Genomic DNA, 19,569 nt, shown 5'->3' with positions numbered 1-19,569 from the left:
GGAGAGACGTTGCGTTGACGGGCCGGAGCGTCGCCGCCCGCCCAACGGCGGACGGCGGCGATCAGTTTCCCTTCTTGGGGTCTCCGTTCAGGACCAGCAGGAAGGCAGCCCACAGGGCGTTGCGGACGGCCCGGTATTGGCACAGCCGGCCGATCAGCTCCGGCGAGAACTCACACGGCGTACCGTCCTTTTCGGCAAAGCCATGGCCCGATGGCAGGGCGACGATGAACGCCTTTAGCTGTTCGATCTGGGCGGTTCGGACATCGCGGCGCAGCTCCGTGAGCTTGCGGTCGACAGCGGCGCGGGTTTCATCGTCGGCCGCGTCGGTCCGCTCCTTGTCCGCCTCGTTAATCTGGCGGGTCAGACGCTCGTTGTGGCTCGCCACCTCCTCCAGCGTCGTGTCCAGCTCGTCTTCGGTCGGGACGCGGAAGGTGACGTAGGCGGTGCTGGTTTTGAACGACTGGCGGGCGACACCGCCAGTCGTCCGGGCCGACGTCGGTACCTGGATCAGAACGGGCGCGTCGACAGTCAGGTCGCCGTCAAGCACGAATACCGGTTTGCTCATGTGGGTTCCCCAGAAGAAGAGCGAGCGATGAATCAGGCGGCGGCCGATGCGAAGATTGACCAGTCGGTGCCCTCGGCGATCGGCACCGCCTTGCCGCTCAAGTCGAGCATGAAATCCGACTTGCTCTCGCCCGGCTTGGGCGGGTCGAGCTGCCACCGGTCGCTGCGCAGGATGACGGCATCACCGGCGGCGACGCCGTGCTGCAACACGAACTCGCCGAAGGCACGCGAGGTGCAGAGGTCGAAGAAGTCGACCGAGGACATGGACGGCGCCTCGATCTTGGCGGAGAGGCTGGCCTTGGCGTCATTGATGCGGGCGCCCTTGCGGCCGACACGGCTCACATACTCCACCGTGTTACCGGCATCCCAGCCGAAGGTTTCCAACACCACGTCCTGACCGAACAGACGGGCGATCGGCGTGTTTTCGGTGCTGACCACCAGCGGATCGGGCCAGGCGGTGTAGACAGGATCGATCTCGATACCCAGCGCCGGCGCCGCATAGTCGGCGGTGATCTCGAACTCGAAATACGGGTAATCGTCGGCGGCACCCGTCGCCTTGATCGTGCAGCGCCCGCCCAGCATGCGCCACCGTTGCGCCTTGGTGGCATCCTCCGGGTCGGGCAGTGTCAGCAGCACCTCCAGGCTCTTGTGCCCGGCCCGGTCACTCGATGGGGTGTAGGTGCAGCCGGCCGGCGTCAGGGCGATGGTGATGATGTCGCCGACGACCATGGGCGTGCCGATCGCCGTGGGGGTGATGGTCGCCCCGTCCGGCAGCAGGAAGGGCGTGCCTGTCGTCATCTTGACGCCCGTCTGGTTGTAGGCTGCCGCTGTGCCGGCCGCCGGCGCCGACACGGTGAAGGTTGCGACGCCGCTGCCGCCGCCCGTGGTGCAGGTCAGGGTCGCGACGCGGGCCATGACGCCGCCGAACGCGGTGGTGCGGTCGTAGGTGAAGGCACCGGCGCCCGACGTCTTCGTCGCAGTGGCGGCGATGGTGGCGGCCGGGGTGGCTGCGACCTGCGCGCGGACCGTGCCGCCGGCCCGCATGATGCGATCCCAGCAGGGCACCCCAGTCCCGCCGGTGCCGGCGCCGACCAGCGCCACTTTGCCGGCCAGCTTCGACCGCCTGTTCAGCAGGATTGCGGCGTTCGCGCCGTTGAATGGTTTGACGTAGGGCAGCTCCTTGGTGTCCGCCTCCAGCGGCGTCCAATTGACGTCCCATAGGCGTACGGCATCAGCACCGGTCAGGCCGCCGGCGCCGGCGCCGAAGGCCGTCTCGACGGCGGCCAGGACCGTCTTGTGGTCCCAGTGGACCGGATAGCTGGGCAGGGTCGCCATGTTGGCTTACTCCTCGCCGCCGGTGGTCCGGCGACGTCTGGTGGTGGGCGGTTCGGTGGTCGGCGGGGCCGGCTCGGCCGTGTCGGCCACCGGGGCGGGATCGATGCCGGCAGCGGACCGAGGCAGGGTGCCGGCGGGCACCGGGCCGTCGGCCTGGTCGTGGACGATGGTGTCGATGGCGCGCTTCATGGACTTTCCTTGGCGTGGGCGTGCAGTTTCCATTCGGTGACGAAAGACAAGGTGCTGGCGACCGCGCCGGCGGCACCGGCGCTGCCCAGCCCCTGCAGGCGGCTTTCGGTGGCAGCGAAAGCGGCATAGCCGGTCGCCGGCGACCAGCCGGCAAGTGCCGTGACCACCGCCAGCTCCAGCGGCCAGACAGACGCGCGGGCCTTGTCCCCCGAGGCGTCGCCGGCGTGGCTCTGCACCAGCACCACGGCGACGCCCTGCGCAATGTCATGGCTGACGGCACCGACCCGTCGCTGGTACGTGGCGTTCCAGCCGGTCGACAGCACGAAGGCGGCCGGCAGACGCTGGGGCAGCCGCTTCTCGGCCACCAGCTTGGCGAAGTCGGTTTCGCCCTTGATGTCCGGCAGTGAGAACGCTGGAATTTTGTCGCGGAGGCGATCCTGTACCGCCGCCGCCAGGTCGAGCGGCACGGTCATGGCGCGGCGCCCAGCCCGCCGGCGACGGCCAGCCAATCGCGGGCGATCTCGCCCAGCACGGCCATGCCGCTCTCCGACACGCCGAGGAACGGCCGGGCGGGCATGGTGACATCGTGGGCCTGCACGGTGTGAACCTCGCTGTAGTTCGCCCGCGACCGCTTGGCGAACCGCCAGTCGCCGAAGGTGCGCGACGCCCGCCAAGCGGCCGACCCGGTGTCGCCGGCGTGGTGCCAGTAGAGCGTCTGTTGCCGGGTCTGCTGGTGGATGGTGCCGCCGAACTGGTGGATGGCGGCATAGACGACGTTGGTGCCGACTGAGAACTCGGTCCGGCCGGCGCGGCTGGTGATGGACTGGCGTAGCCGGGCGGTGTCGGTCAGCGTCTCGCCATTCTCCGCCAGGGCACGGGCTGACGGCGGCCAGGGGTTGCCGTCCGGATCCGTTTGCGTCTCGAACCGGCGCTGTGTGTCGAACTCGACCTGTGCCGCCAGTTGCTCCATCAGCCCGGTCATGTCCCGCGCCGACGCGTCCAGCCGGCCGAGCAGCTTGCGCAGGTCCGCGTCGTCGATCTGGATGCTGGCGCCGGTGGGATCGGCCATCACCAGCCCCGCAGCCCGACGCGCCCGAAGACGCGGTCGGAGGCCACGACCTCTATCCCGTCGGCCGGCGCCGCCGGCGCGGCGGTGCCGCCGACGTCGAGCCGGACGGTGCCGCCGGCGATGTCCCGCAGGGTCCGCATGGCCGCCTGATAGTCGGCGGTCACCTTCTCGGGCGCCGTGTCGAGGTGGAGGGCCGCATAGGCCAGACGCGCGGCGACGTCGGTCAGCATGGCCGGCACCTGCGCCAGCGGCAGGGTGTAGCGGCCGGACAGGTACCCGTCGATCACGCTGGCGGCCGACGCGATCGCCTGGTCGAGCACCGTATCAACGATGGCGTCCTGATAGGGCGCCTCGCGGTCGGTCAGCTCGCGCAGCTTGGTTTGACTGTAGCGGAGGACAAGGTCCGATTTCGTGACGTAGGGCATGCCGGGCTCGCAGGATGGTTTGACGTCGGCACCTGAGGCGGGGGCCTTGCGGCCCGCCGCCCTGCCGTCACGCACCGGTGCCGGTGGCCTTGGGGCCACCGCCCCTGCCGGACCGGGAGACCCTGCCGGCGCCCTCCTCGCCGGCCTCGTCGCTGGTTTCCGGATCGGCCTCGATGACGATCAGGTTGGGCTCCGCCTTCAGCGCCAGCACCTCTTCCTTGGTGAACGCGCCGGCGCGGTGGCGCACCTCGGCCGGCGGATGATGCACACCGCAGCGGCGGAAACCGTTGGTGGGGCGGGCGGCGATCAGCAGGTCTTTCATCGACGGGTCTTCCATCATGCGAGCCATCATGCGAGCCAGGGCACGACGACGAGTTGGGCGGTGCCCCGCCACTCGTTGTCCTCGCCGTTGGCCTTGCGCTGGTTTTCGAGGATCTGGCGGCCTTTCCCCTCCAGCGCCGGGGGCACGACCAGGTGGGTCGGGTTGACGCCCAGCGGCTCGCCATGGTCGCGCTTGAACGCCTGCATGGCCGCACGGGCGGCGGAATAGTTGTCGTGGGTCAGGTCCGCCTTGGACCCATGGGCCAACTGCCAGAACCCGAAGCCGACGTTGGCGCGGCCGTCGACGCCGTAGACGTATTTCTTCTGGTCGAACACCACCTGGTTGGTCGGCGCGTCCATCCGCTTGAAGTCGAAGGGGCGGCGCTTCTGGTAGACCACCGGCTTGATCATCCGGCTGAGGTCCATCAGGAACCAAGGCTGACCGCTGCCAGCCTGCACATTGGAAACCGACGCGAGATCGCCGTACTCATTGATGACCGGATGATCGGTATCGAAGAAATACTGACCGTCATAGCAGGGCGTGCTGAAGCCCGATTTCAGGAACGGGAACACCAGCCGGTCGGGGAAGGACGCGGTCTGGCGTCCCATCTCGCCGAACAGCGGCGCATAGACGCCGAACTTGTCGTCGTCGATGTCGTCACGTTCGACACCAACGGTCAGTTCCCACGACTTGTTGCGGATGGTGTAGCCGGCGGCTTCCAGGTTGTGGACGACGCGCGGGCCGATCCACTCGCGGAAACCGGGGATGTCCTTCATCCAGCCGTAGTTTTCCTCCGACGTGGTCGACGGCGTTTCCATCGCGACCAGGTTCCATTGGGACTGGACGGCGCCGAACCCCTGCTGGAACGAGGTCTGGAAGCCGGTGTAGAGGGCAAGCAGACTTGCCGGGGTGATGAGCATGCGGGCGGTCCCCTTAGAACTCGACCCAGACGCCTTGGGCGTCCACGTCGCGGATGATGCCGGCCTTCGGCCGCGCGCCCGAACCGTCGGTCTTGGCGACCGTCTGGTCGTCGACCGCGTAGCAGGGCCTGCCGTAGTCGGCGATGGTGATGGCGTCGGACGCGGAGTTGGCGAAGCGGAACACGCCCCGCTCGATGCGCACCTTGTCCGGCAGGGTGGAGCCGGCCGCGGTGGATGCCCGGTTCGCAGCCCGGCCGAGCACGGTCAGCGTGTTGGACGCCGCCGCCGGCACGGCGTCGCCGGCGGCGGACTGGGCCACCATGGAGCCGGCATGGACGGTGGTGGAGGCGGCGAGGTTTCGCTCCATCGCGTGGAAGCCGCCGGAATAGGCCGGCGTGTTGCGATCGTTGGTCAGGGCCGCCATCGCTCAACCCTCCTTGCCGGCGCTGGTGCCCAGCGACTTCTTGAAGTCGTCTTCCGAAAGGCCCATGGCGGCGCAGACCGCCTTCTGCTCGGCGGTCAGCCCGCCACCGGCCGGCGCACCGCCGCCCAGTTGCTCGCCCGGCAGCAGCACCGGCACCGCACCCGCGACCAAGCGGTCGAAGATGGGTTTGTTGGCCGATGCGAGGGCAACCAGCTCGGCCCGCTGGGCGGGGACGAACTTGCCGGCGGCGATCGCCGCGTCGACCTCGCCCGCCAGTTTGTCGCCTTCCAGCGCCTGCAGGCGGCCGGACAGGGTGGCGACCTGCGTTTCGAGCAGGGTGACCGCGGTGGCGTTCGCCTTCAGCGACGCAACGGCGGTGGCGATCTCCAAGGGCGTGGCACTCTCCGCCAAGCCGGCGGCCGAGGCGATCGCCTTGACTTGGCCGGCGGTGGCCTGCAGCGATGCAACGGCTGTGGCGACCTGGTCGGCCGTCGCGCCGGCATTGAGACCGGCGGCGGCACAGAGCGCGGTGGTGGAGGCGGCGGTGGCCTTCAGGCCGGTGACCGCCGCAAGAGCCGTTGTCTGGTCGGCGGTCTTGGGCAGGCCAAGCGCCTCCAGCAACGCGGCGAGGATCGGATCCATGGACGTTCCGTGTTGGTGAGCAAGTGCGGGGAGGTCGGACAGCGCCGGCCGGTTGGTGAGGCCGGCGCCGATGATGCGGGTGACTTGGCGATCGGGTCCGTGTCGGAAGGACGGCGAGATGAACCGGTACTCCTTGGCGGCGATGGCGCGGGCGCCGGCTTCGGTCCAGTCGACGTCGGCCTGGATGCCTTCGGCGGTGACCTGCAGGGAGGTGATCCAGCCCGCCGCCGGCGCAGGGCCGCCCTTCGGTGCGGCCAGATCGGCGGCATGGTCGTAGTCGATGGCGAGCAGACCATGCGGAGCCGTCGCCAGCGACGCCGCGACCACCGCCGCCGCATCCGTGACCGTCCAAGGCTCCCGGCCATCGTTGGGCGTGACGGCGCCAGTGGGCAGCAACCGGATGCGGCGTGGCACGATGCCGTCGGCCGTGGTCAAGTCCGCGAAGAAGGCGCAGGTTGCGACCGCTTCGCCGGCGATGGTGGGCAAGTTCGGGGAGCGCTGGATCGTCATACCGCCATTCTGACGGTGCCGACAGGCGATGTGACCCGTGCGAGTTACGAGGGGGTTTGCGGTCGATTTAGAGGTAAACGCTCCGTGCGCGGCACCCCATCCGATGCGGTGGGCTCGTGCCGGCCGTTTAAACGAGGTTTTAAACCGGTCAAGGGGTCCGCCGCAGCCGTCGTGCGTCGGACAGCGGCGAAACGCATCAGCGGCCATCTGGCGGGTCTTTACCCGATGGGCCGGCAGGCTTATCTATAGGGGCGAGCCTGAGGCCAGTGACAACCGGGAAACCGCCGGTCCGGTTCGGTGGGCGCGGAAGCGCCGACTGTCACGGGGAAAGTGGCGTGCCCCCCTGACCTCAGGCCCGCATCACATGATCTTGCTGTAGCGCGGATGGCCCTCGATGTCGGAGGGCTTCAACAGGCCGCCGGTGGTGACGAAGTTGCCCCGGAACGAGACGCGTGTGCCCGGTTCCTTGGTGGCGAAGTTCACCCGCACCACGATCTTGCCCAGCTTGTCGTCCCGGCCGGGCGGGTCGAAGACGTAGAGCAGCGCCGGATCCTGAGTGTCGAAATAGACCGCCTGTGGCTCGGCCAAGATCGCCGGCAGGGCCTTCACGTCGGCCGGCAACAGCCGCTGCGTCTCCTTCTTGGCATCTCGCATCAGATGCGCCAGCCCCTTGTCGGTGACCATCAGGGCGCCGCTGTCCGGCATCATGTCCGGCTTGTTGTCGGCTAGCCAGTGGACCACGTCCGGTGTCAGCGTCCCAACCGGCCGCATCTCGCCGCGTGGCCGGGCGAGGTCGAGGCCGTCGACCCACCGGCTGAACTCCGGTCCGATCTGCCGGGCTAGAGTCTTGGGGTCGGCCACCGTCGCCGCCAGTTCGGGCGGCAGGGCGGCCATCTTCTCCAGCAACTGGCGGGCGGCCGACGCGGTGCGGGCCGCCTTGCCCTTGTGGTACGCGAAGCCTGGATCGATACCGGCCGGCACCTCGATCGTCTCGCCGGTACGGCTGTTCATCCACGGGCGCGGGTCGAGCGGCGGCGGTGCGGCGGCCTCGGTCCAGCCGTTGCGCTCCAGGTCCTTCGCGGACAGTTGCTGCAGGGTGCAGCGGCAGCCCCAGCCGCAAGGCGGGCTGTGGGTATCCCACCATGGGTCACCCACCTTCAGGACGGTCCCGGACCAAGCGAGATGTTCCGGCCGCGTCCGGTCATCCTTGACGGCGACATAGCGCAGGAAGGGCCGCGCCGGCGCCAGTCGCTCGATCCGCTCCCACTGGCCGGCGGCCATGCTCATCCGGACATTGGTGTCGAAGATGGTCTTCAGCCGGCGCGGGCTGCCCAACTGCACCACCTTCTCCTCGCCGGTCAGCGGGTCAGTGTCGATCGCCTTGCCCCACCAGCCGCGGGCCTGGAGCAGCGGCTCCAGCCCCTTGCGCCACTCGGCGAAGGACTGGCCGTCCTGCAGCGCCGTCACCAGCGACTGATGGACGTCGGCCAGCAGGTCGACCTCCATCATCTTGGCGACCGTGAAGGCGACCGCGTGTTCGGCCTCCCACACGTCCTGCCAGGCGAAGCCGACCCGATAGCCTTTGGCTTCCAGGAAGGTGATGGCCTGCTCGGGTGGCAGGGGCGTCAGAGACGAGATCGGCATGCCTTACTCGGATAGGGCTGCATTGATGCGAGATACGGCCACGTCAAAGATCGCTGGCGACTGTTCGACCCCGACGAACCGCCGACCAGACTGGATCGCAGCAACACCGGTGGTTCCGCTCCCCATGAACGGATCAAGGATGACGTCTCCAGGATTTGTAATGCGCAGCAGATCGGCCATGAGCGCAGTTGGTTTCCCGGCCATGTGGTGCTTGTCGACAGCACGAACCGCATGGCGGTAGACCCCAGGAAGACAGGGCGCGTTAGGGCGGGGGCGGTGTGGTCCATGGCTGCCCCACAGCAGGTACTCCGCCTGATGCCGGAACCGCCCCTTGTCCGGCCGGCTACCCTCTGTCTTATCCCAGACAACAGCGCCACGCCAGACGAAGCCAGCGGCCTGAATGGCGTCAGAGGTCGCTGGAAACTGACGCCAGTCGGTGAAGCTAAGGAACAAGCCGCCAGGTCTGAGAAGCCGATAACAGAACGATGCCCACAGCGAGAACCAGTAGGTGTAACCGCGCTGGTCCCTGTTATCCCCAAGGAAGTCCGAATACTTACCCCCGTTCTTGTTGGTGACGATGTACTTCTGGCTTGTGGTCGCCATTCGGGTGCCGCGGGACTGCCCTCCACTAGAATAAGGGGGGTCGGTAACAACATGGTCGACGCTGCCGGCATCCAGGGCTGGAAGGATGTGCAGGATGTCACCGCGGAACAGCACTGCCGCCCCATTGCCGAGAACGACGGGAGCGAAACGATCAATCATAGTGTCCACGATTACTCTCTATCGAGTCGGACGCTCTCGGGCGTTCTGATGGGGGGTTCTGGACCCTCAAAAGGTTCAACGTGCCGCAGCGGTGGCACTTGATCTCCAGTATTTCCGCGGTTCCGCGCGCCAAAAGCTTGGCGCATTTCCCGCAACGGATTTCCTCCATTGGAGTTACTGCCTATGGTGCCCGTCCCCAGCGCTGGGGTGGCGGGACGGCCGTGAGACGGCCTATTGCGGTCGTGCGAGACATCACCTCGCGGCTCGGGCTGTTGACGCAGCCCGGCCCCTGCCGGCCGCCGGCGGGGAACGGAATCAGGCACCGGTGGCGCCCGCACGCGCTGCAACCCGCGCCATGAACTGACCTCGGGCCAGGGCATCGCGCAACGTGGCGCCGTGATCATCGGCAGCGACCGCGACCAGGCGGGACACAAAGTCTTCAGCGCTGGCGGCATCCTCGGCAGCCGCCAGGATCGCAGTTACCAGCGGGGCCGCCAGCGGCCTCCAGTCGGCTAGCAGCTCGTCCACCATCCCGTCGATGGCGTCCGCTTGGCCGACGCTCTGCGCGGCAAGGGCCTGCGCTTCGGCCGGCGGCGGCTCCGGCGCTGCAGGGGGCGGCAGCGGTGCTGATGACGGCGCGGATACAGCGCCCAGCAGTTCGTCCTCGGCGTTCGGGTCGGCAAAGCCGAACTTGTCGCGCACCTCGGACATGCTGACCTGAAGCCCCAGCGGCACCAGCCCTTTGAGGGCATCCAACTGCAGCTTCAGATCATCCTGCGCCGGCCGGCCAATCCGGATGGTCGGATAGGCGGCGCGCGGACCGAGGTTCAGCGTGACCAGCGGCACGGCCAAGTCACGCTTCAGCGTCACCATTAGCTGGCGGGCATCGGCGCGCTCGATGTCCTCCTGGACCTGCCGGTGTTCCTGGCCAACCGCATGGCCGCCGGCGATCGCGTCCGTGGTTGCGGTCTGGCCCAACACCAGCTTGCTGGTCTGCCGTTCGAAGAACTCCACCAAGCCTTGGAAGACGGCGGCGTTCGCGGCGGCCTTGCTGGCCTCGACGAATTCCAACTGCATGCTGGCCGGGATGATGGCGGCGGCGTCGCTGGCGATGTTGCGCACGGCGCGCAGTAGGGCGGCGTGATCCTCCTTCGACGCCTCCGGACCATATCGGCCGACGCGGATCGGCTGGCCGTAGGTCTCGACGAAGGACAGCCAGTCCTTGGTGCCGAAGGCGGTGAACAACCAAGCCCAGCAGGCCGGCCGCGCCAAGCCGCCACGGATCGGGATCCCGGACTTGGTCTTGGGCCGGTGGACGATGTACTTGAAGGGGGCGAGGTCGACGCCGTCGACGGTGCCGCCGTCCCGCAGGCGCAAGGTGGTGCCGTCGATCCGGTCGAAGGTGAACCAACGCGGATCGCGCCAGACGATCCGGGCCGGCATCCACTGCCGCCCCGAGGTGTCCCAGATGATCTCAGCGACCGCGTAGCCCTTGCCGATGCCGTCGAGCAGGTCATAGAGCACGTCAGCGAAGGCTTCGTCGGCAATCGCCAGCCGCACCAGGTCGGCAGCCTCGACATCGTCGGGCTGGTCGCTGGCCGCCTCCACGGTGACGTCCAGTTGGGAGACCGACAGGCGGCGGGTGCCCAGCACGGACCGGTAGTGGATGAACCGCTCCTCGATGTCCTCCGCAAGAGCCAGGTACGCGGTGGGGTCGCCCTGCTCGGCCTCGGCGAGGATGGCGCCGAGCTGGCGTGGCGTCAGCCCCTGTGACGGATGCTCGGCCAGCACCTGGCGCACACCGGTCACGGTGGGGCCGGACAGCTCCTCGGTCAACACCTCGCGGACGATGGGTTTGCCGGTGTTGGGGTCGAGGATCGGAGAGGTCACACGGATCGCGGGCATAGGTTGGCCTTTGGTCAGTAGCCGCCGGCGCCGAACAGGCCGCGGTCATCGTCTTCGGAGTGGTCGGGCAGGCCGCGGCGATGGGCCGCCTCGGCCGTCCGGGCCGGGGTGTAGTCGTATTCGGCGAAGGGCAGACGGCTGGCGTAATGGGCGAGGACGGCGGCGATCGCCGCGTCGCCGTGGCGCTTGTTACCGTCAGCGCCGGTGGTGCGGGCTTGCTGGCGCTTTAGCTGCGCGACGCCGTCCCGCATCTCCAACTGCCCGAAGTCGACCAGGACGTCCGGATCCTTCGGCAGCAGTATGGACGCGCCTTCCAGCGCCGCCTTGAAGGGAGGCATGTTGACCCGATACCACTCGGTCGAGAACTTCACCTCCTCGATCCGGGCGGGACCGAATAGCTGGCGCATGCGCTCGGCCAGACTGGCGCCGTTGCCGCCGGCATCGAGTGCGCCCTTAACGAAGCGTGGCAGCCGATCCAGCACGAAGCGGACGATCAGCTTCTGCTCTTCGTCCGGCACGTTGCGCAGTTCCAGCATGAAGGCCGCGCGCAGAGTCAGGTCCGACATGATCTGCGCCGGCATGCCGATAGAGGCGTCGCGCAGGCGGGCATAGTCGTGGCCGTAGACCGACATGCGGGATGGGTCGAGCCGCTGCAGGTGCGGGAGCAGCGTCTCATCGCACCAAGCCGACGCGACAGCGCGACGGGCATAGTCCGGCAGATCGACGAAGCCCGGTTCGCACTCCCAGCGCAAGACCGGGATGTCGGCCGACATGCGCGCCAGCACCAGCTCGCGCGGCAGCCAGACGCCGCCCTTGTTCTTGGGGATGACGTGCAGCTCCTCGTCGGCCGCGTCGCCGTAGCTGCCGACGATCTCGGCCCGCCAGGCGGCTTCCTTCTCGGCCGTCCACTCCTCGCCCTTGACCAGGCAGATGCGCTTGTAGAGCCCATCCTTCAGCGCATCGTCGAAGGTGACGCGCAGCACGGCATAGGGTTTCTTGCCGGCGCGGCACTCCTCGACCAATCCGTTGAAGGGATGGGCGGTGCCGTTGTGAGTGCTGATGACGGCGACCTTGCCGCCCCAGATCAGCAGCGCCATGGCCGATTTCAGCAGCTCGGCCAGATCGTCGTGGAACGCCGCCTCGTCGATGATGACGTAGCCCTGCCGGCCGCGCAGGCTGCGCGGGCGCGAAGCCAGGGCGACGATCTCGAACCCGCTGGCGAAGGTGATGCGGAATGCCTTAATGCCGTCGTCCGACCCGTCGTCGAACAGCTCCTCCGACATGGCCGAGCAGGCACGATCGAACAGCCGCGCCCACGCGCCGCAGGTGTCGATGAACTCCCGCGCCATGTCGAGGTTGTAGCCGATATACAGCGTGTCCATGCCCTTAGCCGATTTCTCGGCGGCCGAGGTCAGGACGGCGTCGGCGGCGATCGCCCACGTGTAGCCGATGCGACGGGACTTCTCGACGACAACGACGGCGCACACCGCTGTCGTTTCCAGTAGCCGCTTCTGGTAAAGCAGCAGCAGGTCGAGCGGCGGGCCGCCGTTATGACCGAACGACGGGATTTCGGTGGGGAGACGGCCGAAGTCCTCGGCAACGGCAGGCCGGAGCTTCATGACGCTTTCCGGATGCCGAGGAAGTCCTTCTTGATGTCGGCGATGGTGTCGGCCGACAGGCCCTTGCGCTTGGCCGTTGCCTCCATGGCGGCGATCGCCCGCTTGTCCGCCTCGGTCTGCAGACGCAGGATCAACTCGGCGTCCGTCTTGCGCGCCGATGCCAGCTTCTGGATGCTGGACGTCAGGAACATGACCTGCTCGGGGTCCAACTGGACGGGCTGGCCGTCGTCACCTTCCGTGCCGCCGCCGGCCATGCCGGTCATCAGGTTCATGATCAACGAGTGGCCCAGCTCGATGTTGAGCCGGGCGACCTTGGTATCGGGTTCGTCGCCGAGTTGGCGCACCAGGGCTTCCGCCATGGCGCGGGATTGGCGAAGCTGCTCGCCGACCTTGTCCATGCCCTGCACATAGCGGCCGACCGCCGACCGCGACACGTCGAGGTCATGGCGACCGGCGGCGCGCAGCTCCTGCAGCTTGTGCAGCAGTTCGTCGATGGTCCATCCGTCTTCCCGCAGGCGCCCCAGCTCCTCACGGATTTCCTTGGGCAGGCGGTCAAGGGTCGAGCGGGCCATGGTCAGCCCAGCGACGGCAGCTTGACGCCCGGCAGGGGCGTGCCGAGGCGGCGGAGGTGATCATCGCCGGGCTGGCCCAGCGTCACGACCAGGACGGCGCCGACCTTGTCGGTGGTGACGGCCGCCAAGTCTCCCAGATAGCCGATCTGCTGCTCGACCTGCGCACGGGTGACATGGTGCCCCAACGCGTTGGCGGCGGTCTGGATGATGCTGCTGTTGGCACGGTGGCCCGGCGCCTCCGACAGGATCCGGAGGATGACAAGGCGCAGGTCTTCCGTCAGGTGCTCAGTCCAGCTCATGCGGTGGCCCTCATCATGTAGTCCTCGATGCGCCGGACGCTGTTGGAGATGCCGGTCATCGTCTGCTGCTGGGCTTCGCCCTGCGCCTTCACCTGCGCGAGGACGTCACGCACGGCGGCGATGTCGCTCTGTGTCGGCAGGTGCTTCACCTCCTGCTCGATCAGTGCGACGCGGGTGTCGAGCCGCGCGAACTCGGCCCGAGGCACAAAGCCGGCGCGGAGTGTCCAGACCACCCACGCCAGCAGGACATTGATGGCCAGGACGATCGCCCAGCCCCACTTCCACAGCTCATCCATCACAGTCCCCGCTCGTGTCGGTCCTGACAGTCCACGCAGCGGGTCGCCGAGGGCAGTGCCACCCGGCGGGCCGGCGGGATCGCCGTGTCACAGTCGACGCAGGCGGCCGAGCCGACCTGCGTCAGACGTCCGCGGACGACGGATACCGCCGCTGCGGTGAGGAAGGCGCTGCACGCCTCCCCGTCGTCGCCGATGTCCGCCATTCCCCGCCCCTATAGGGCGCTGGTGGGCTGCATGGCCGCCGGCAACGAGCCGGGCGGCGTCACGGGTGCCACCAGGTCGACCCGCCCCAGCAGGCGCTCGCGCAGTCCTTCGGGATCGATGCCCAGTTCCTTCAGCACGCCCGGCATCTTGGGCGCGAGGTAGCCGGCCGCGATGGCCACCAGTTCCGACCGCGTGTTGATGTCCGTCAGCGAGGCACCCTGCTGCAGTGCCTTCTCGCGGGCATACATCAGGGCATAGCCCATGCCCTGCTCCAGCCGTTCAACCAGCAGGCTTTCCCGACGGATGTGCAGCAGGGCGGCGCCGCGCTTGATCGCCCAGCCGAGCAGGCCGGAGAGGCCGAGGAAGGCATAGTCGACGAGCGTAGATACGAGTTCCGGCGGCACCGGGATCCGGATGGTGTCCGCAAGGGCGGGAGTGGCGAAGGTGATGGCGGCACAGAGCGTCATCAACGCCCATCGGGTCATGCGCAAGGTCGGAGTTCCTTCAGAGGTACGGCGCCACGAGGCGCTGGTAGTTGGCGACGAAGTCCTCCGGCCGGCCCTTGCCCTTGGGGGTGTTGAAGACCTGCTTCCAGGTGCGGGCGTGCCCTTCGACGTCGCCGGGGGCGGCGAGGCGGACCGGCGAGCGGTAGTAGAGCAGGCGAGCCACCGCGGTCGCATAGGCGAGGTTGGTGGCAAGCTGCATGGCCGGGGACGGCCAACTGGCGGCGAGGCCGGCCAGCCGGGCGGCCAGGGTCGGGCGGAAGCGCAGGAAATTGTCGTGCAGGTCGTCGAGCGTCGCCGGCTCGATCTGGTACAGGCCATAAGCCGGGCCGATCGTGCGGTCGGCAGGACCGGTGATCTGGTCCAGCGCGCGGAAACCAGACTCCTGCGCGATGGTGCCGAGCAGCAGCTCCACCGAGGCGTCGGACGCGATGCCCGGCACGTCAGGGCCACTCAACATCGAGAGCGTGGGGCGCACCACGAACAGGGCGAGGTGGCGCGGGGAAAGTCCGGGCGGGGTAGTGAGGGCGTTCGTCATAACCCTATTGTGCAGACCCTGCCCCTTTAGTTTCAGGGAGCGAGATCTCACCGGATACGGCAGCGGCGCCCTTGGAGGCGCCGCTGGGATCCGACCGAATAACGCGTTACAGGATCCTCGTAACGCACAACCCGCGCATGGCTCGGCGCTACCCGCGCCTGCCCTCCAACCTTTTCAGATCCTCGACAGTCAGTTCGCCGGCCGCAACCGCCGCCCGCAACAGCGGGGGCTGGGCGGCAAGAAAGGCAATGTCGTCTTCTGCCGTCTGCCCTTTCTCCGGCGGCGGGGTCAGCTTGTAAGCCCGGCCACAGCAGGGACAGGTCAGCGTCACCGGCTGGGGAGCGGCAACGGCCGGCTGGAGGTCGGCGGTCAGCCGATCGACGGTGCCCTTGTGCAGGGCCAGGGCACGGGCGATCGGCCGCGGTTGCCAGCCGTTCAGCCTGAGGACGCGGGCATTGTGATGGCTCATGCTCCACCGGCCGGTCGGAACCGAATATTCCTGCCCGCCCAGTTGGGAGGCGATAAGCCGTGCCGCCCGCCGACCAAGTGCCATCACAAGGGGATGATCGTCCCGCAGACGCGCCAAGCTCGGGATATGGAGTGTCCGGTCGCCGAAATGAGCGGCGAAGCGAACCGCGGTGTCGTCGCCGCACAGGCGCTGGATGTCGGCCAGGACGCCCGGCAGATTGCGGATGGGCAGGCGCAGACTCATGGCTGAGGCACCTCCTCGACACGATCGGTCCAGCGCTTCAACTGCTCGATGGCGCGGCCGGCATCGGCCGGCTGCAGCCATTGCAGGGCATCGACGCCAATGCGGCTTTTCAACCACGCGGCGAGGGCGGCTTCGCTGCGGTCACCAATGACGCCTTTGTCGGCGAGGTCCAGCCACATGGCGCGCACCTTGCGCTGCTGAGGCGTCAGCGCCGGCCGCAACGGGCGACCGCGGAGCTTCTTGCCCGCGCCCAAGCCCTTCAACTGCTCGATCAGGGTGGAGCGCTCCCGCGCCGTCAAGTCGGCTGCGCTGTCGGTCCGACCACCCGCGACCTGCGAGACGCGGGCGCGGTAGCAGTCCTCCGTCAGAGACAGTTCGCGACGCATGGCGTGGATCGCCTTCAGGTCGGCCGACCGGCGGGCGTCAGATGGTTTGACGGTTGAAGTCATGACGCGGTGGCCTCCTTGCCGCTGGCGTCGGATGGTTTGACGTTGTCGGGGTCGCCCTTGCAGATCGGGCAGACGCGGCCCGCCCTCTCGGCCTCCACGCCGCGCGACTTCAGCCAGCCGGTGCGATGGCCACAGACGCCGCACTCCATGCTGACGGCCCCATGGCGGCTGTCGCCGCCCACGTGGCCCGCGTCGATGACGGTCAGGGTCCTGGGGTTGCGCCGCGCTGGCCTGCGGGCTTTGCGAAAGAGGTCCAGTTGCATCACCGCGGCCTCCGCTCAACGGCCGCATTGAAGTGAGCGGCCATGTCGAGGCCGGACATGCCCGACGCCCGACAGAGGTCAATCACGAGGTCGACCAGCTCCGCCGGGTTGGTGGCGATCGCCGGCGAGGCCGTCCGGCCGGCGCCGACAACAACCATGCCCGTCAGCAGCGCGATCAGATCGGCGCGGAAGGCACCGACGACGGCATCGCCCCGGCGCAGGCGTCGGACGGCGGCGCCGGCGGCGATCGCCAGCCTGGTGGTGTCGGCGCCGGTCATCAGAATGGAGCCGGCAGGCGCCGGTCCTCTGGAAGGCGTTGATTGTAACGGGCGACGATCGCCGCCTGAACGTTGGTCTCGGTCGGTCGCCGGTTGTGCCGGCGGTCAGTGCGGGCAGCCTCGATCAGCTCTTCCGACGTCGTTTCGGATAGCACCTTTACCAGTCGGTCACGATCAATCGCGTGCTGCTCGCCACAGGCTACAATCAAGTCAATCAGGGCACGGATGACCTGCGCCCGCAGCTCGCCGCCGCTATCACCATGCGCATCCGCCAGAGCCGACAATGCTCGGATGACCGGGCCGTCGCCATGCTTTCGCATGGCGATGTCGATGGCCTTGATTGCCAAGGTCTGGCGTGGCGCCATCTTGTCCGCCGGGATAGGAAAGCGGGGTATGGACACAGCCGCCGCCCGGCAGATGGCATCGATCTGCAGAGCATCCGGGTCACCAGCCGCCAGTTTCGCGTGATAGAGCTGAAACTCGTTGACCTTGATACGTTGCTCGTTGCATGCCACGAAGCCGTCCGCCTCGGAACGTGAGCCTGGAACGACGACGACAAGACAAGGCAGCTCCGGAATGCCGCCATGAAGCTTCGCGGCTTCGATCGTGTGCTGCCCATCGATGATGGCGAAGCTCCCGTCGCCTCGATCCGAGACGGTGGGCGCCTTCAAGCGATGCCAAGCGAAGCCCTCGGCGATTGCGCGGATTAGGCGACCCGACCGCAGGGTATTGGTGGGGCGTTGATACATTGGATCGCTGACCAGGATGCCGACCGGCAGCCATCGGAGGTCAGGGCGCTGTCCTATGGTTTGTGAGGGCTGGAAGTCGCTATGGAGAGACAAGGGGGTTCTCCTGAGGAATGGCCTGACGGAGCAGTGTTGAGAGGCTGGGCAGACCGGGCGCCATGGGAGCCTCGGGGAGGCGCGCGGGGACCCCGCGCACCCGCCGGAGGGTCCGGACGTGCGATCCGTCGACCAGGAACTCCACCTCCTCCGGATGGCCGGGGAGGCCGGCCACCAGGAGGACGGGCACGATGCCGCCGTCGAACAGGGTGATGGAGAGAGGCAGTGGGGCGGTGGTCACGTGACACCGCCTTTCCGAAGACGCTGAAGCAGGCTCATGGCATCAGCCCTTCCGCGGCTTTCACCATTCGGTCCAGTGGGTCGGTGCCGTCATGCAGTTGCTGCTCCCGCGTCGCCTCCGCGATCGCCTTGTCGCGGGCCACACGGTAGGCGGCAAGCTTCCCGGAGCGATCCGACATGGCGGCCCGGTTGAAGGCTCGCCAACTGCGATAGACCTCCTTCTGCGTGCCGTCGGAGACGAACCGCCAGTGGCGCAGGCACATGAGCTTCCCGGTCTTCTGCGTGCCGGCGCAACCGGGAACGGGGCAAGAGGTCATGCCCGGCCCTCCCTGTGACCGGTGGAGGCGCCCAGCTTGATGACGGCGCCCGCCGGCACACGGCCGGCCGCCATGCTTGCCTTGGCTTCGCGCAACTGCTTGGCGGCCGTCTCCAGCAATGTGGCGCCGTGGTCATAAGCGGAGTTGTCGTGGCGAGCCGCCAAGGTGGCGACGACGGTCATGTAGACCGACAGCGTCGCCTCCACCGCCTTCTCGGTCCCGTGCTGCCGCTCCACCTCCACCAGCCCGGCGAGGGTGGCCGACACCTCCGGACGCACGCCCGGCACGTCCAGCCCGCTGCGGTGGATCAGGTCGATGATCCTGGTCATGCCATGCCCTCCGTCGCACTCGTCGCGGTCAGGGCCGGGAGGGCGTTTTCGGGCCGCTGTTGGTCGGCCGGCTGCAGGTCGAGGGCACAGACCCAAGCCAGCAGACAGGCCGCCGCTTCGACGATCTCCTTGCGTGCCGGCGCACCGGACGAAGCCCGTTCAAGCTGCCCGATCAAGGCAGCGAACCCGACTTCGACCCGGTCGAAGATGGCCGGCCCGTTGCCGGCGACCGGCGCCGGGTACTGGCGGATGACGCAGGCGCCGATTTCGCCCAGCAGCTTTTCGAGCTTGACCGCACCCTCGTCGGTCAGGCGAAGGCCGGTGGCCTGGACGATCTCGACGACGAGAGAGGCTTTAACCTTCTTAGAGGACATGGCAGGTGCTTTCTGCATGGGGGGTGGCAACCCGTTCCCGGTTGGCGATCATGCGGGCGGTGCGGCTCCCGAGGCGGTCGCCGCCGTCGTTGACGTCCTTCGCCATCGCCGCGCAGCAGTGCTGGCAGAACCAGTATTCCTTGCGCTGGATGCTCTCGGGGACGTCGCCCTCGGCCTTGTCGCCGGTCTGCTCGACCAGATGGCGGCAACGGGTGCCGGGGGTCAGCCTGCCGCCGCAGGTGTGGCAACGGGGCGGTTCCGGGACGGTGACGATCTCGTTGACGATCGCCTGTTCGCCGTCGCCCCCTTCGAATGGGTTGAAAAGGAGGGCTTCCGTTTCGTGGAATGCGATGAGGTGCGCCATGACTTCGCCTCACGCGCTGGCGAGGTCGATGGTGACCGCCTTCCACGCCGCGTCAGGGGACGGACGGCGGTAGAAGCGGACATAGCTCTTCGTGCCTTCGATCCGGACGCTGTCGGCGATGGCAGCCATTGCCTGCTTCCAGCGTTCGTCCTCGATGGCGACGCGACGCAGGGCGAAGATGGCGTCGCGGCTGACCTGCCCCTCCTGGTCGACCCTGAAGGCATGCTCGACCAAGGCCCTGATGTTGTCGTTGGCGCCGGTCGACCAGTCGGCGATGCAGGCGTCGATCAGGTTCTTGGCGATCTGCAGCTCGGGCCCGAATGTCATGTGGTCGGCGACGGCCACCTGCACCTTCATGGTGCCGTCGAAGCTGGTCAGGGTCATGTTGCCCTTCTGGCCGCCGCGCGTGTCCTGATACTGCTCGGCCAGCAGGGCAAGGAAGGCGCCGACGTCGTCGAAGGTGTGCGCCTTGAAGCGGGCGACCTGCGCGGACAGGTCGTCGGCGTAGCCCATCAGCTTGCGCACTAGCTGGTCCTGCAGCTTGTCGGTCGGTTTGACCAGAGCCTCGGGCACGAGGCGCCCCTTCGCGTCGGCCATGTAGCCGGCGGGGATCGCCGGGGCGGTGGCCGGGGTGTCGGTGTTGGTGACGACTTCCATCA

Annotated in this window: 31 protein-coding genes; all 31 read right to left on the bottom strand. The window is 68.0% G+C overall.

The genetic code is table 11. From position 1 onward, the window contains the following. Window positions 1-61: 61 nt before the first annotated feature. The 31 genes from J2850_RS19995 to J2850_RS19845 all read right to left on the bottom strand — a co-directional run bounded on the left by J2850_RS19995 (window position 62) and on the right by J2850_RS19845 (window position 19,567). On the bottom strand, window positions 62-565 hold the full coding sequence (locus J2850_RS19995; protein ID WP_209985243.1) for a hypothetical protein: 504 nt from the start codon (window positions 563-565) through the stop codon (window positions 62-64). Window positions 566-597: 32 nt separating this feature from the next. Then, window positions 598-1,899: a hypothetical protein gene (locus J2850_RS19990; protein WP_209985241.1), complete on the bottom strand. Its 1,302-nt coding sequence runs from the start codon at window positions 1,897-1,899 to the stop codon at window positions 598-600. A 6-nt stretch (window positions 1,900-1,905) separates the two neighbouring features. After that, complete coding sequence (locus J2850_RS19985; protein ID WP_209985238.1) at window positions 1,906-2,088, bottom strand: hypothetical protein; 183 nt, start codon at window positions 2,086-2,088, stop codon at window positions 1,906-1,908. After that, window positions 2,085-2,561 carry a phage tail terminator protein gene (locus J2850_RS19980; RefSeq protein ID WP_209985234.1) on the bottom strand — a complete coding sequence of 159 codons (477 nt, stop codon included), beginning with the start codon at window positions 2,559-2,561 and terminating at the stop codon, window positions 2,085-2,087. The genes J2850_RS19985 and J2850_RS19980 overlap by 4 nt, the downstream gene beginning before the upstream one ends. Beyond that, complete coding sequence (locus tag J2850_RS19975; protein ID WP_209985230.1) at window positions 2,558-3,157, bottom strand: phage virion morphogenesis protein; 600 nt, start codon at window positions 3,155-3,157, stop codon at window positions 2,558-2,560. The genes J2850_RS19980 and J2850_RS19975 overlap by 4 nt, the downstream gene beginning before the upstream one ends. Further along, a complete protein-coding gene (locus J2850_RS19970; RefSeq protein ID WP_209985227.1) occupies window positions 3,157-3,582 on the bottom strand; it encodes a gp436 family protein in 426 nt (141 codons plus the stop codon). The genes J2850_RS19975 and J2850_RS19970 overlap by 1 nt, the downstream gene beginning before the upstream one ends. Before the next feature lie 67 nt (window positions 3,583-3,649). Then, a complete protein-coding gene (locus J2850_RS19965) occupies window positions 3,650-3,904 on the bottom strand; it encodes an HI1506-related protein (RefSeq protein ID WP_209985225.1) in 255 nt (84 codons plus the stop codon). Between the two features lie 26 nt (window positions 3,905-3,930). Further along, window positions 3,931-4,824 carry a Mu-like prophage major head subunit gpT family protein gene (locus J2850_RS19960; RefSeq protein WP_209985222.1) on the bottom strand — a complete coding sequence of 298 codons (894 nt, stop codon included), beginning with the start codon at window positions 4,822-4,824 and terminating at the stop codon, window positions 3,931-3,933. A 13-nt stretch (window positions 4,825-4,837) separates the two neighbouring features. Beyond that, window positions 4,838-5,248 carry a hypothetical protein gene (locus J2850_RS19955; RefSeq protein WP_209985219.1) on the bottom strand — a complete coding sequence of 137 codons (411 nt, stop codon included), beginning with the start codon at window positions 5,246-5,248 and terminating at the stop codon, window positions 4,838-4,840. Between the two features lie 3 nt (window positions 5,249-5,251). Then, the gene (locus J2850_RS19950; RefSeq protein WP_209985216.1) at window positions 5,252-6,400 is read right to left on the bottom strand and encodes a phage protease; all 1,149 of its coding nucleotides are present in this window, start codon (window positions 6,398-6,400) and stop codon (window positions 5,252-5,254) included. 360 nt (window positions 6,401-6,760) lie between these two features. Further along, window positions 6,761-8,044 carry a phage head morphogenesis protein gene (locus J2850_RS19945; protein ID WP_209985214.1) on the bottom strand — a complete coding sequence of 428 codons (1,284 nt, stop codon included), beginning with the start codon at window positions 8,042-8,044 and terminating at the stop codon, window positions 6,761-6,763. Window positions 8,045-8,047: 3 nt separating this feature from the next. Then, entirely contained in the window at window positions 8,048-8,806 is a 759-nt protein-coding gene (locus J2850_RS19940; RefSeq protein ID WP_246513281.1) for a DNA-methyltransferase, read from the bottom strand. Then, a complete protein-coding gene (locus J2850_RS32350) occupies window positions 8,799-8,975 on the bottom strand; it encodes a Com family DNA-binding transcriptional regulator (RefSeq protein WP_209985207.1) in 177 nt (58 codons plus the stop codon). Before J2850_RS32350 ends, J2850_RS19940 begins: the two co-directional genes overlap by 8 nt. A 146-nt stretch (window positions 8,976-9,121) precedes the next feature. Beyond that, window positions 9,122-10,711: a DUF935 domain-containing protein gene (locus J2850_RS19930; RefSeq protein ID WP_209985202.1), complete on the bottom strand. Its 1,590-nt coding sequence runs from the start codon at window positions 10,709-10,711 to the stop codon at window positions 9,122-9,124. 14 nt (window positions 10,712-10,725) lie between these two features. Beyond that, on the bottom strand, window positions 10,726-12,330 hold the full coding sequence (locus J2850_RS19925; protein ID WP_209985200.1) for a hypothetical protein: 1,605 nt from the start codon (window positions 12,328-12,330) through the stop codon (window positions 10,726-10,728). Next, window positions 12,327-12,902 carry a DUF3486 family protein gene (locus J2850_RS19920; RefSeq protein ID WP_209985197.1) on the bottom strand — a complete coding sequence of 192 codons (576 nt, stop codon included), beginning with the start codon at window positions 12,900-12,902 and terminating at the stop codon, window positions 12,327-12,329. The genes J2850_RS19925 and J2850_RS19920 overlap by 4 nt, the downstream gene beginning before the upstream one ends. Window positions 12,903-12,904: 2 nt before the next feature. Beyond that, on the bottom strand, window positions 12,905-13,201 hold the full coding sequence (locus tag J2850_RS19915; protein ID WP_209985193.1) for a VpaChn25_0724 family phage protein: 297 nt from the start codon (window positions 13,199-13,201) through the stop codon (window positions 12,905-12,907). After that, on the bottom strand, window positions 13,198-13,497 hold the full coding sequence (locus J2850_RS19910; RefSeq protein ID WP_209985191.1) for a DUF2730 family protein: 300 nt from the start codon (window positions 13,495-13,497) through the stop codon (window positions 13,198-13,200). Before J2850_RS19910 ends, J2850_RS19915 begins: the two co-directional genes overlap by 4 nt. Further along, window positions 13,497-13,700: a TraR/DksA C4-type zinc finger protein gene (locus J2850_RS32345; protein WP_209985188.1), complete on the bottom strand. Its 204-nt coding sequence runs from the start codon at window positions 13,698-13,700 to the stop codon at window positions 13,497-13,499. The genes J2850_RS19910 and J2850_RS32345 overlap by 1 nt, the downstream gene beginning before the upstream one ends. A 9-nt stretch (window positions 13,701-13,709) precedes the next feature. Beyond that, entirely contained in the window at window positions 13,710-14,192 is a 483-nt protein-coding gene (locus J2850_RS19900; RefSeq protein WP_209985185.1) for a hypothetical protein, read from the bottom strand. Window positions 14,193-14,205: 13 nt separating this feature from the next. After that, window positions 14,206-14,742: a hypothetical protein gene (locus tag J2850_RS19895; protein WP_209985182.1), complete on the bottom strand. Its 537-nt coding sequence runs from the start codon at window positions 14,740-14,742 to the stop codon at window positions 14,206-14,208. A 148-nt stretch (window positions 14,743-14,890) separates the two neighbouring features. Next, the gene (locus tag J2850_RS19890) at window positions 14,891-15,454 is read right to left on the bottom strand and encodes a hypothetical protein (RefSeq protein WP_209985179.1); all 564 of its coding nucleotides are present in this window, start codon (window positions 15,452-15,454) and stop codon (window positions 14,891-14,893) included. Then, window positions 15,451-15,903, bottom strand: a complete 453-nt coding sequence (locus J2850_RS19885; protein ID WP_209985177.1) for a regulatory protein GemA — start codon at window positions 15,901-15,903, stop codon at window positions 15,451-15,453. Before J2850_RS19885 ends, J2850_RS19890 begins: the two co-directional genes overlap by 4 nt. Continuing rightward, complete coding sequence (locus tag J2850_RS19880) at window positions 15,900-16,166, bottom strand: hypothetical protein (protein ID WP_209985174.1); 267 nt, start codon at window positions 16,164-16,166, stop codon at window positions 15,900-15,902. The genes J2850_RS19885 and J2850_RS19880 overlap by 4 nt, the downstream gene beginning before the upstream one ends. Beyond that, window positions 16,166-16,444 carry a hypothetical protein gene (locus J2850_RS19875; RefSeq protein ID WP_209985171.1) on the bottom strand — a complete coding sequence of 93 codons (279 nt, stop codon included), beginning with the start codon at window positions 16,442-16,444 and terminating at the stop codon, window positions 16,166-16,168. The genes J2850_RS19880 and J2850_RS19875 overlap by 1 nt, the downstream gene beginning before the upstream one ends. After that, entirely contained in the window at window positions 16,444-17,286 is an 843-nt protein-coding gene (locus tag J2850_RS19870) for a DUF6551 family protein (RefSeq protein WP_209985168.1), read from the bottom strand. The genes J2850_RS19875 and J2850_RS19870 overlap by 1 nt, the downstream gene beginning before the upstream one ends. 275 nt (window positions 17,287-17,561) lie before the next feature. Beyond that, the gene (locus J2850_RS19865; RefSeq protein ID WP_209985165.1) at window positions 17,562-17,843 is read right to left on the bottom strand and encodes a hypothetical protein; all 282 of its coding nucleotides are present in this window, start codon (window positions 17,841-17,843) and stop codon (window positions 17,562-17,564) included. After that, on the bottom strand, window positions 17,840-18,172 hold the full coding sequence (locus J2850_RS19860) for a hypothetical protein (protein ID WP_209985162.1): 333 nt from the start codon (window positions 18,170-18,172) through the stop codon (window positions 17,840-17,842). Before J2850_RS19860 ends, J2850_RS19865 begins: the two co-directional genes overlap by 4 nt. Next, the gene (locus tag J2850_RS19855) at window positions 18,169-18,546 is read right to left on the bottom strand and encodes a hypothetical protein (RefSeq protein WP_209985160.1); all 378 of its coding nucleotides are present in this window, start codon (window positions 18,544-18,546) and stop codon (window positions 18,169-18,171) included. The genes J2850_RS19860 and J2850_RS19855 overlap by 4 nt, the downstream gene beginning before the upstream one ends. Beyond that, a complete protein-coding gene (locus tag J2850_RS19850; protein WP_209985157.1) occupies window positions 18,536-18,910 on the bottom strand; it encodes a hypothetical protein in 375 nt (124 codons plus the stop codon). The genes J2850_RS19855 and J2850_RS19850 overlap by 11 nt, the downstream gene beginning before the upstream one ends. Before the next feature lie 9 nt (window positions 18,911-18,919). Next, window positions 18,920-19,567: a DUF3164 family protein gene (locus tag J2850_RS19845; RefSeq protein ID WP_209985155.1), complete on the bottom strand. Its 648-nt coding sequence runs from the start codon at window positions 19,565-19,567 to the stop codon at window positions 18,920-18,922. Window positions 19,568-19,569: the final 2 nt, after the last annotated feature.

The sequence above is a fragment of the Azospirillum picis genome (genome assembly GCF_017876115.1).
Classification (GTDB): Bacteria; Pseudomonadota; Alphaproteobacteria; order Azospirillales; family Azospirillaceae; genus Azospirillum; species Azospirillum picis.
The sequence above is the reverse complement of the archived record's forward strand: the minus strand, read 5'-3'. Positions and strand labels throughout refer to the sequence as shown.

Coding starts and splice junctions, on each gene's coding strand:
- J2850_RS19850 (WP_209985157.1), bottom strand. CDS start 18,910: ATGGCGCACCTCATCGCATTCCACGAAACGGAAGCCCTCCTTTTCAAC.
- J2850_RS19985 (WP_209985238.1), bottom strand. CDS start 2,088: ATGAAGCGCGCCATCGACACCATCGTCCACGACCAGGCCGACGGCCCG.
- J2850_RS19880 (WP_209985174.1), bottom strand. CDS start 16,166: ATGCAACTGGACCTCTTTCGCAAAGCCCGCAGGCCAGCGCGGCGCAAC.
- J2850_RS19845 (WP_209985155.1), bottom strand. CDS start 19,567: ATGGAAGTCGTCACCAACACCGACACCCCGGCCACCGCCCCGGCGATC.
- J2850_RS19950 (WP_209985216.1), bottom strand. CDS start 6,400: ATGACGATCCAGCGCTCCCCGAACTTGCCCACCATCGCCGGCGAAGCG.
- J2850_RS19965 (WP_209985225.1), bottom strand. CDS start 3,904: ATGAAAGACCTGCTGATCGCCGCCCGCCCCACCAACGGTTTCCGCCGC.
- J2850_RS19885 (WP_209985177.1), bottom strand. CDS start 15,903: ATGACTTCAACCGTCAAACCATCTGACGCCCGCCGGTCGGCCGACCTG.
- J2850_RS19915 (WP_209985193.1), bottom strand. CDS start 13,201: ATGAGCTGGACTGAGCACCTGACGGAAGACCTGCGCCTTGTCATCCTC.
- J2850_RS19980 (WP_209985234.1), bottom strand. CDS start 2,561: ATGACCGTGCCGCTCGACCTGGCGGCGGCGGTACAGGATCGCCTCCGC.
- J2850_RS19865 (WP_209985165.1), bottom strand. CDS start 17,843: ATGACCTCTTGCCCCGTTCCCGGTTGCGCCGGCACGCAGAAGACCGGG.
- J2850_RS19890 (WP_209985179.1), bottom strand. CDS start 15,454: ATGAGTCTGCGCCTGCCCATCCGCAATCTGCCGGGCGTCCTGGCCGAC.
- J2850_RS19920 (WP_209985197.1), bottom strand. CDS start 12,902: ATGGCCCGCTCGACCCTTGACCGCCTGCCCAAGGAAATCCGTGAGGAG.
- J2850_RS19945 (WP_209985214.1), bottom strand. CDS start 8,044: ATGCCGATCTCGTCTCTGACGCCCCTGCCACCCGAGCAGGCCATCACC.
- J2850_RS19955 (WP_209985219.1), bottom strand. CDS start 5,248: ATGGCGGCCCTGACCAACGATCGCAACACGCCGGCCTATTCCGGCGGC.
- J2850_RS19960 (WP_209985222.1), bottom strand. CDS start 4,824: ATGCTCATCACCCCGGCAAGTCTGCTTGCCCTCTACACCGGCTTCCAG.
- J2850_RS19860 (WP_209985162.1), bottom strand. CDS start 18,172: ATGACCAGGATCATCGACCTGATCCACCGCAGCGGGCTGGACGTGCCG.
- J2850_RS19970 (WP_209985227.1), bottom strand. CDS start 3,582: ATGCCCTACGTCACGAAATCGGACCTTGTCCTCCGCTACAGTCAAACC.
- J2850_RS19975 (WP_209985230.1), bottom strand. CDS start 3,157: ATGGCCGATCCCACCGGCGCCAGCATCCAGATCGACGACGCGGACCTG.
- J2850_RS19925 (WP_209985200.1), bottom strand. CDS start 12,330: ATGAAGCTCCGGCCTGCCGTTGCCGAGGACTTCGGCCGTCTCCCCACC.
- J2850_RS19910 (WP_209985191.1), bottom strand. CDS start 13,497: ATGGATGAGCTGTGGAAGTGGGGCTGGGCGATCGTCCTGGCCATCAAT.
- J2850_RS19895 (WP_209985182.1), bottom strand. CDS start 14,742: ATGACGAACGCCCTCACTACCCCGCCCGGACTTTCCCCGCGCCACCTC.
- J2850_RS19990 (WP_209985241.1), bottom strand. CDS start 1,899: ATGGCGACCCTGCCCAGCTATCCGGTCCACTGGGACCACAAGACGGTC.
- J2850_RS32350 (WP_209985207.1), bottom strand. CDS start 8,975: ATGGAGGAAATCCGTTGCGGGAAATGCGCCAAGCTTTTGGCGCGCGGA.
- J2850_RS19995 (WP_209985243.1), bottom strand. CDS start 565: ATGAGCAAACCGGTATTCGTGCTTGACGGCGACCTGACTGTCGACGCG.
- J2850_RS19875 (WP_209985171.1), bottom strand. CDS start 16,444: ATGACCGGCGCCGACACCACCAGGCTGGCGATCGCCGCCGGCGCCGCC.
- J2850_RS32345 (WP_209985188.1), bottom strand. CDS start 13,700: ATGGCGGACATCGGCGACGACGGGGAGGCGTGCAGCGCCTTCCTCACC.
- J2850_RS19930 (WP_209985202.1), bottom strand. CDS start 10,711: ATGCCCGCGATCCGTGTGACCTCTCCGATCCTCGACCCCAACACCGGC.
- J2850_RS19940 (WP_246513281.1), bottom strand. CDS start 8,806: ATGATTGATCGTTTCGCTCCCGTCGTTCTCGGCAATGGGGCGGCAGTG.
- J2850_RS19855 (WP_209985160.1), bottom strand. CDS start 18,546: ATGTCCTCTAAGAAGGTTAAAGCCTCTCTCGTCGTCGAGATCGTCCAG.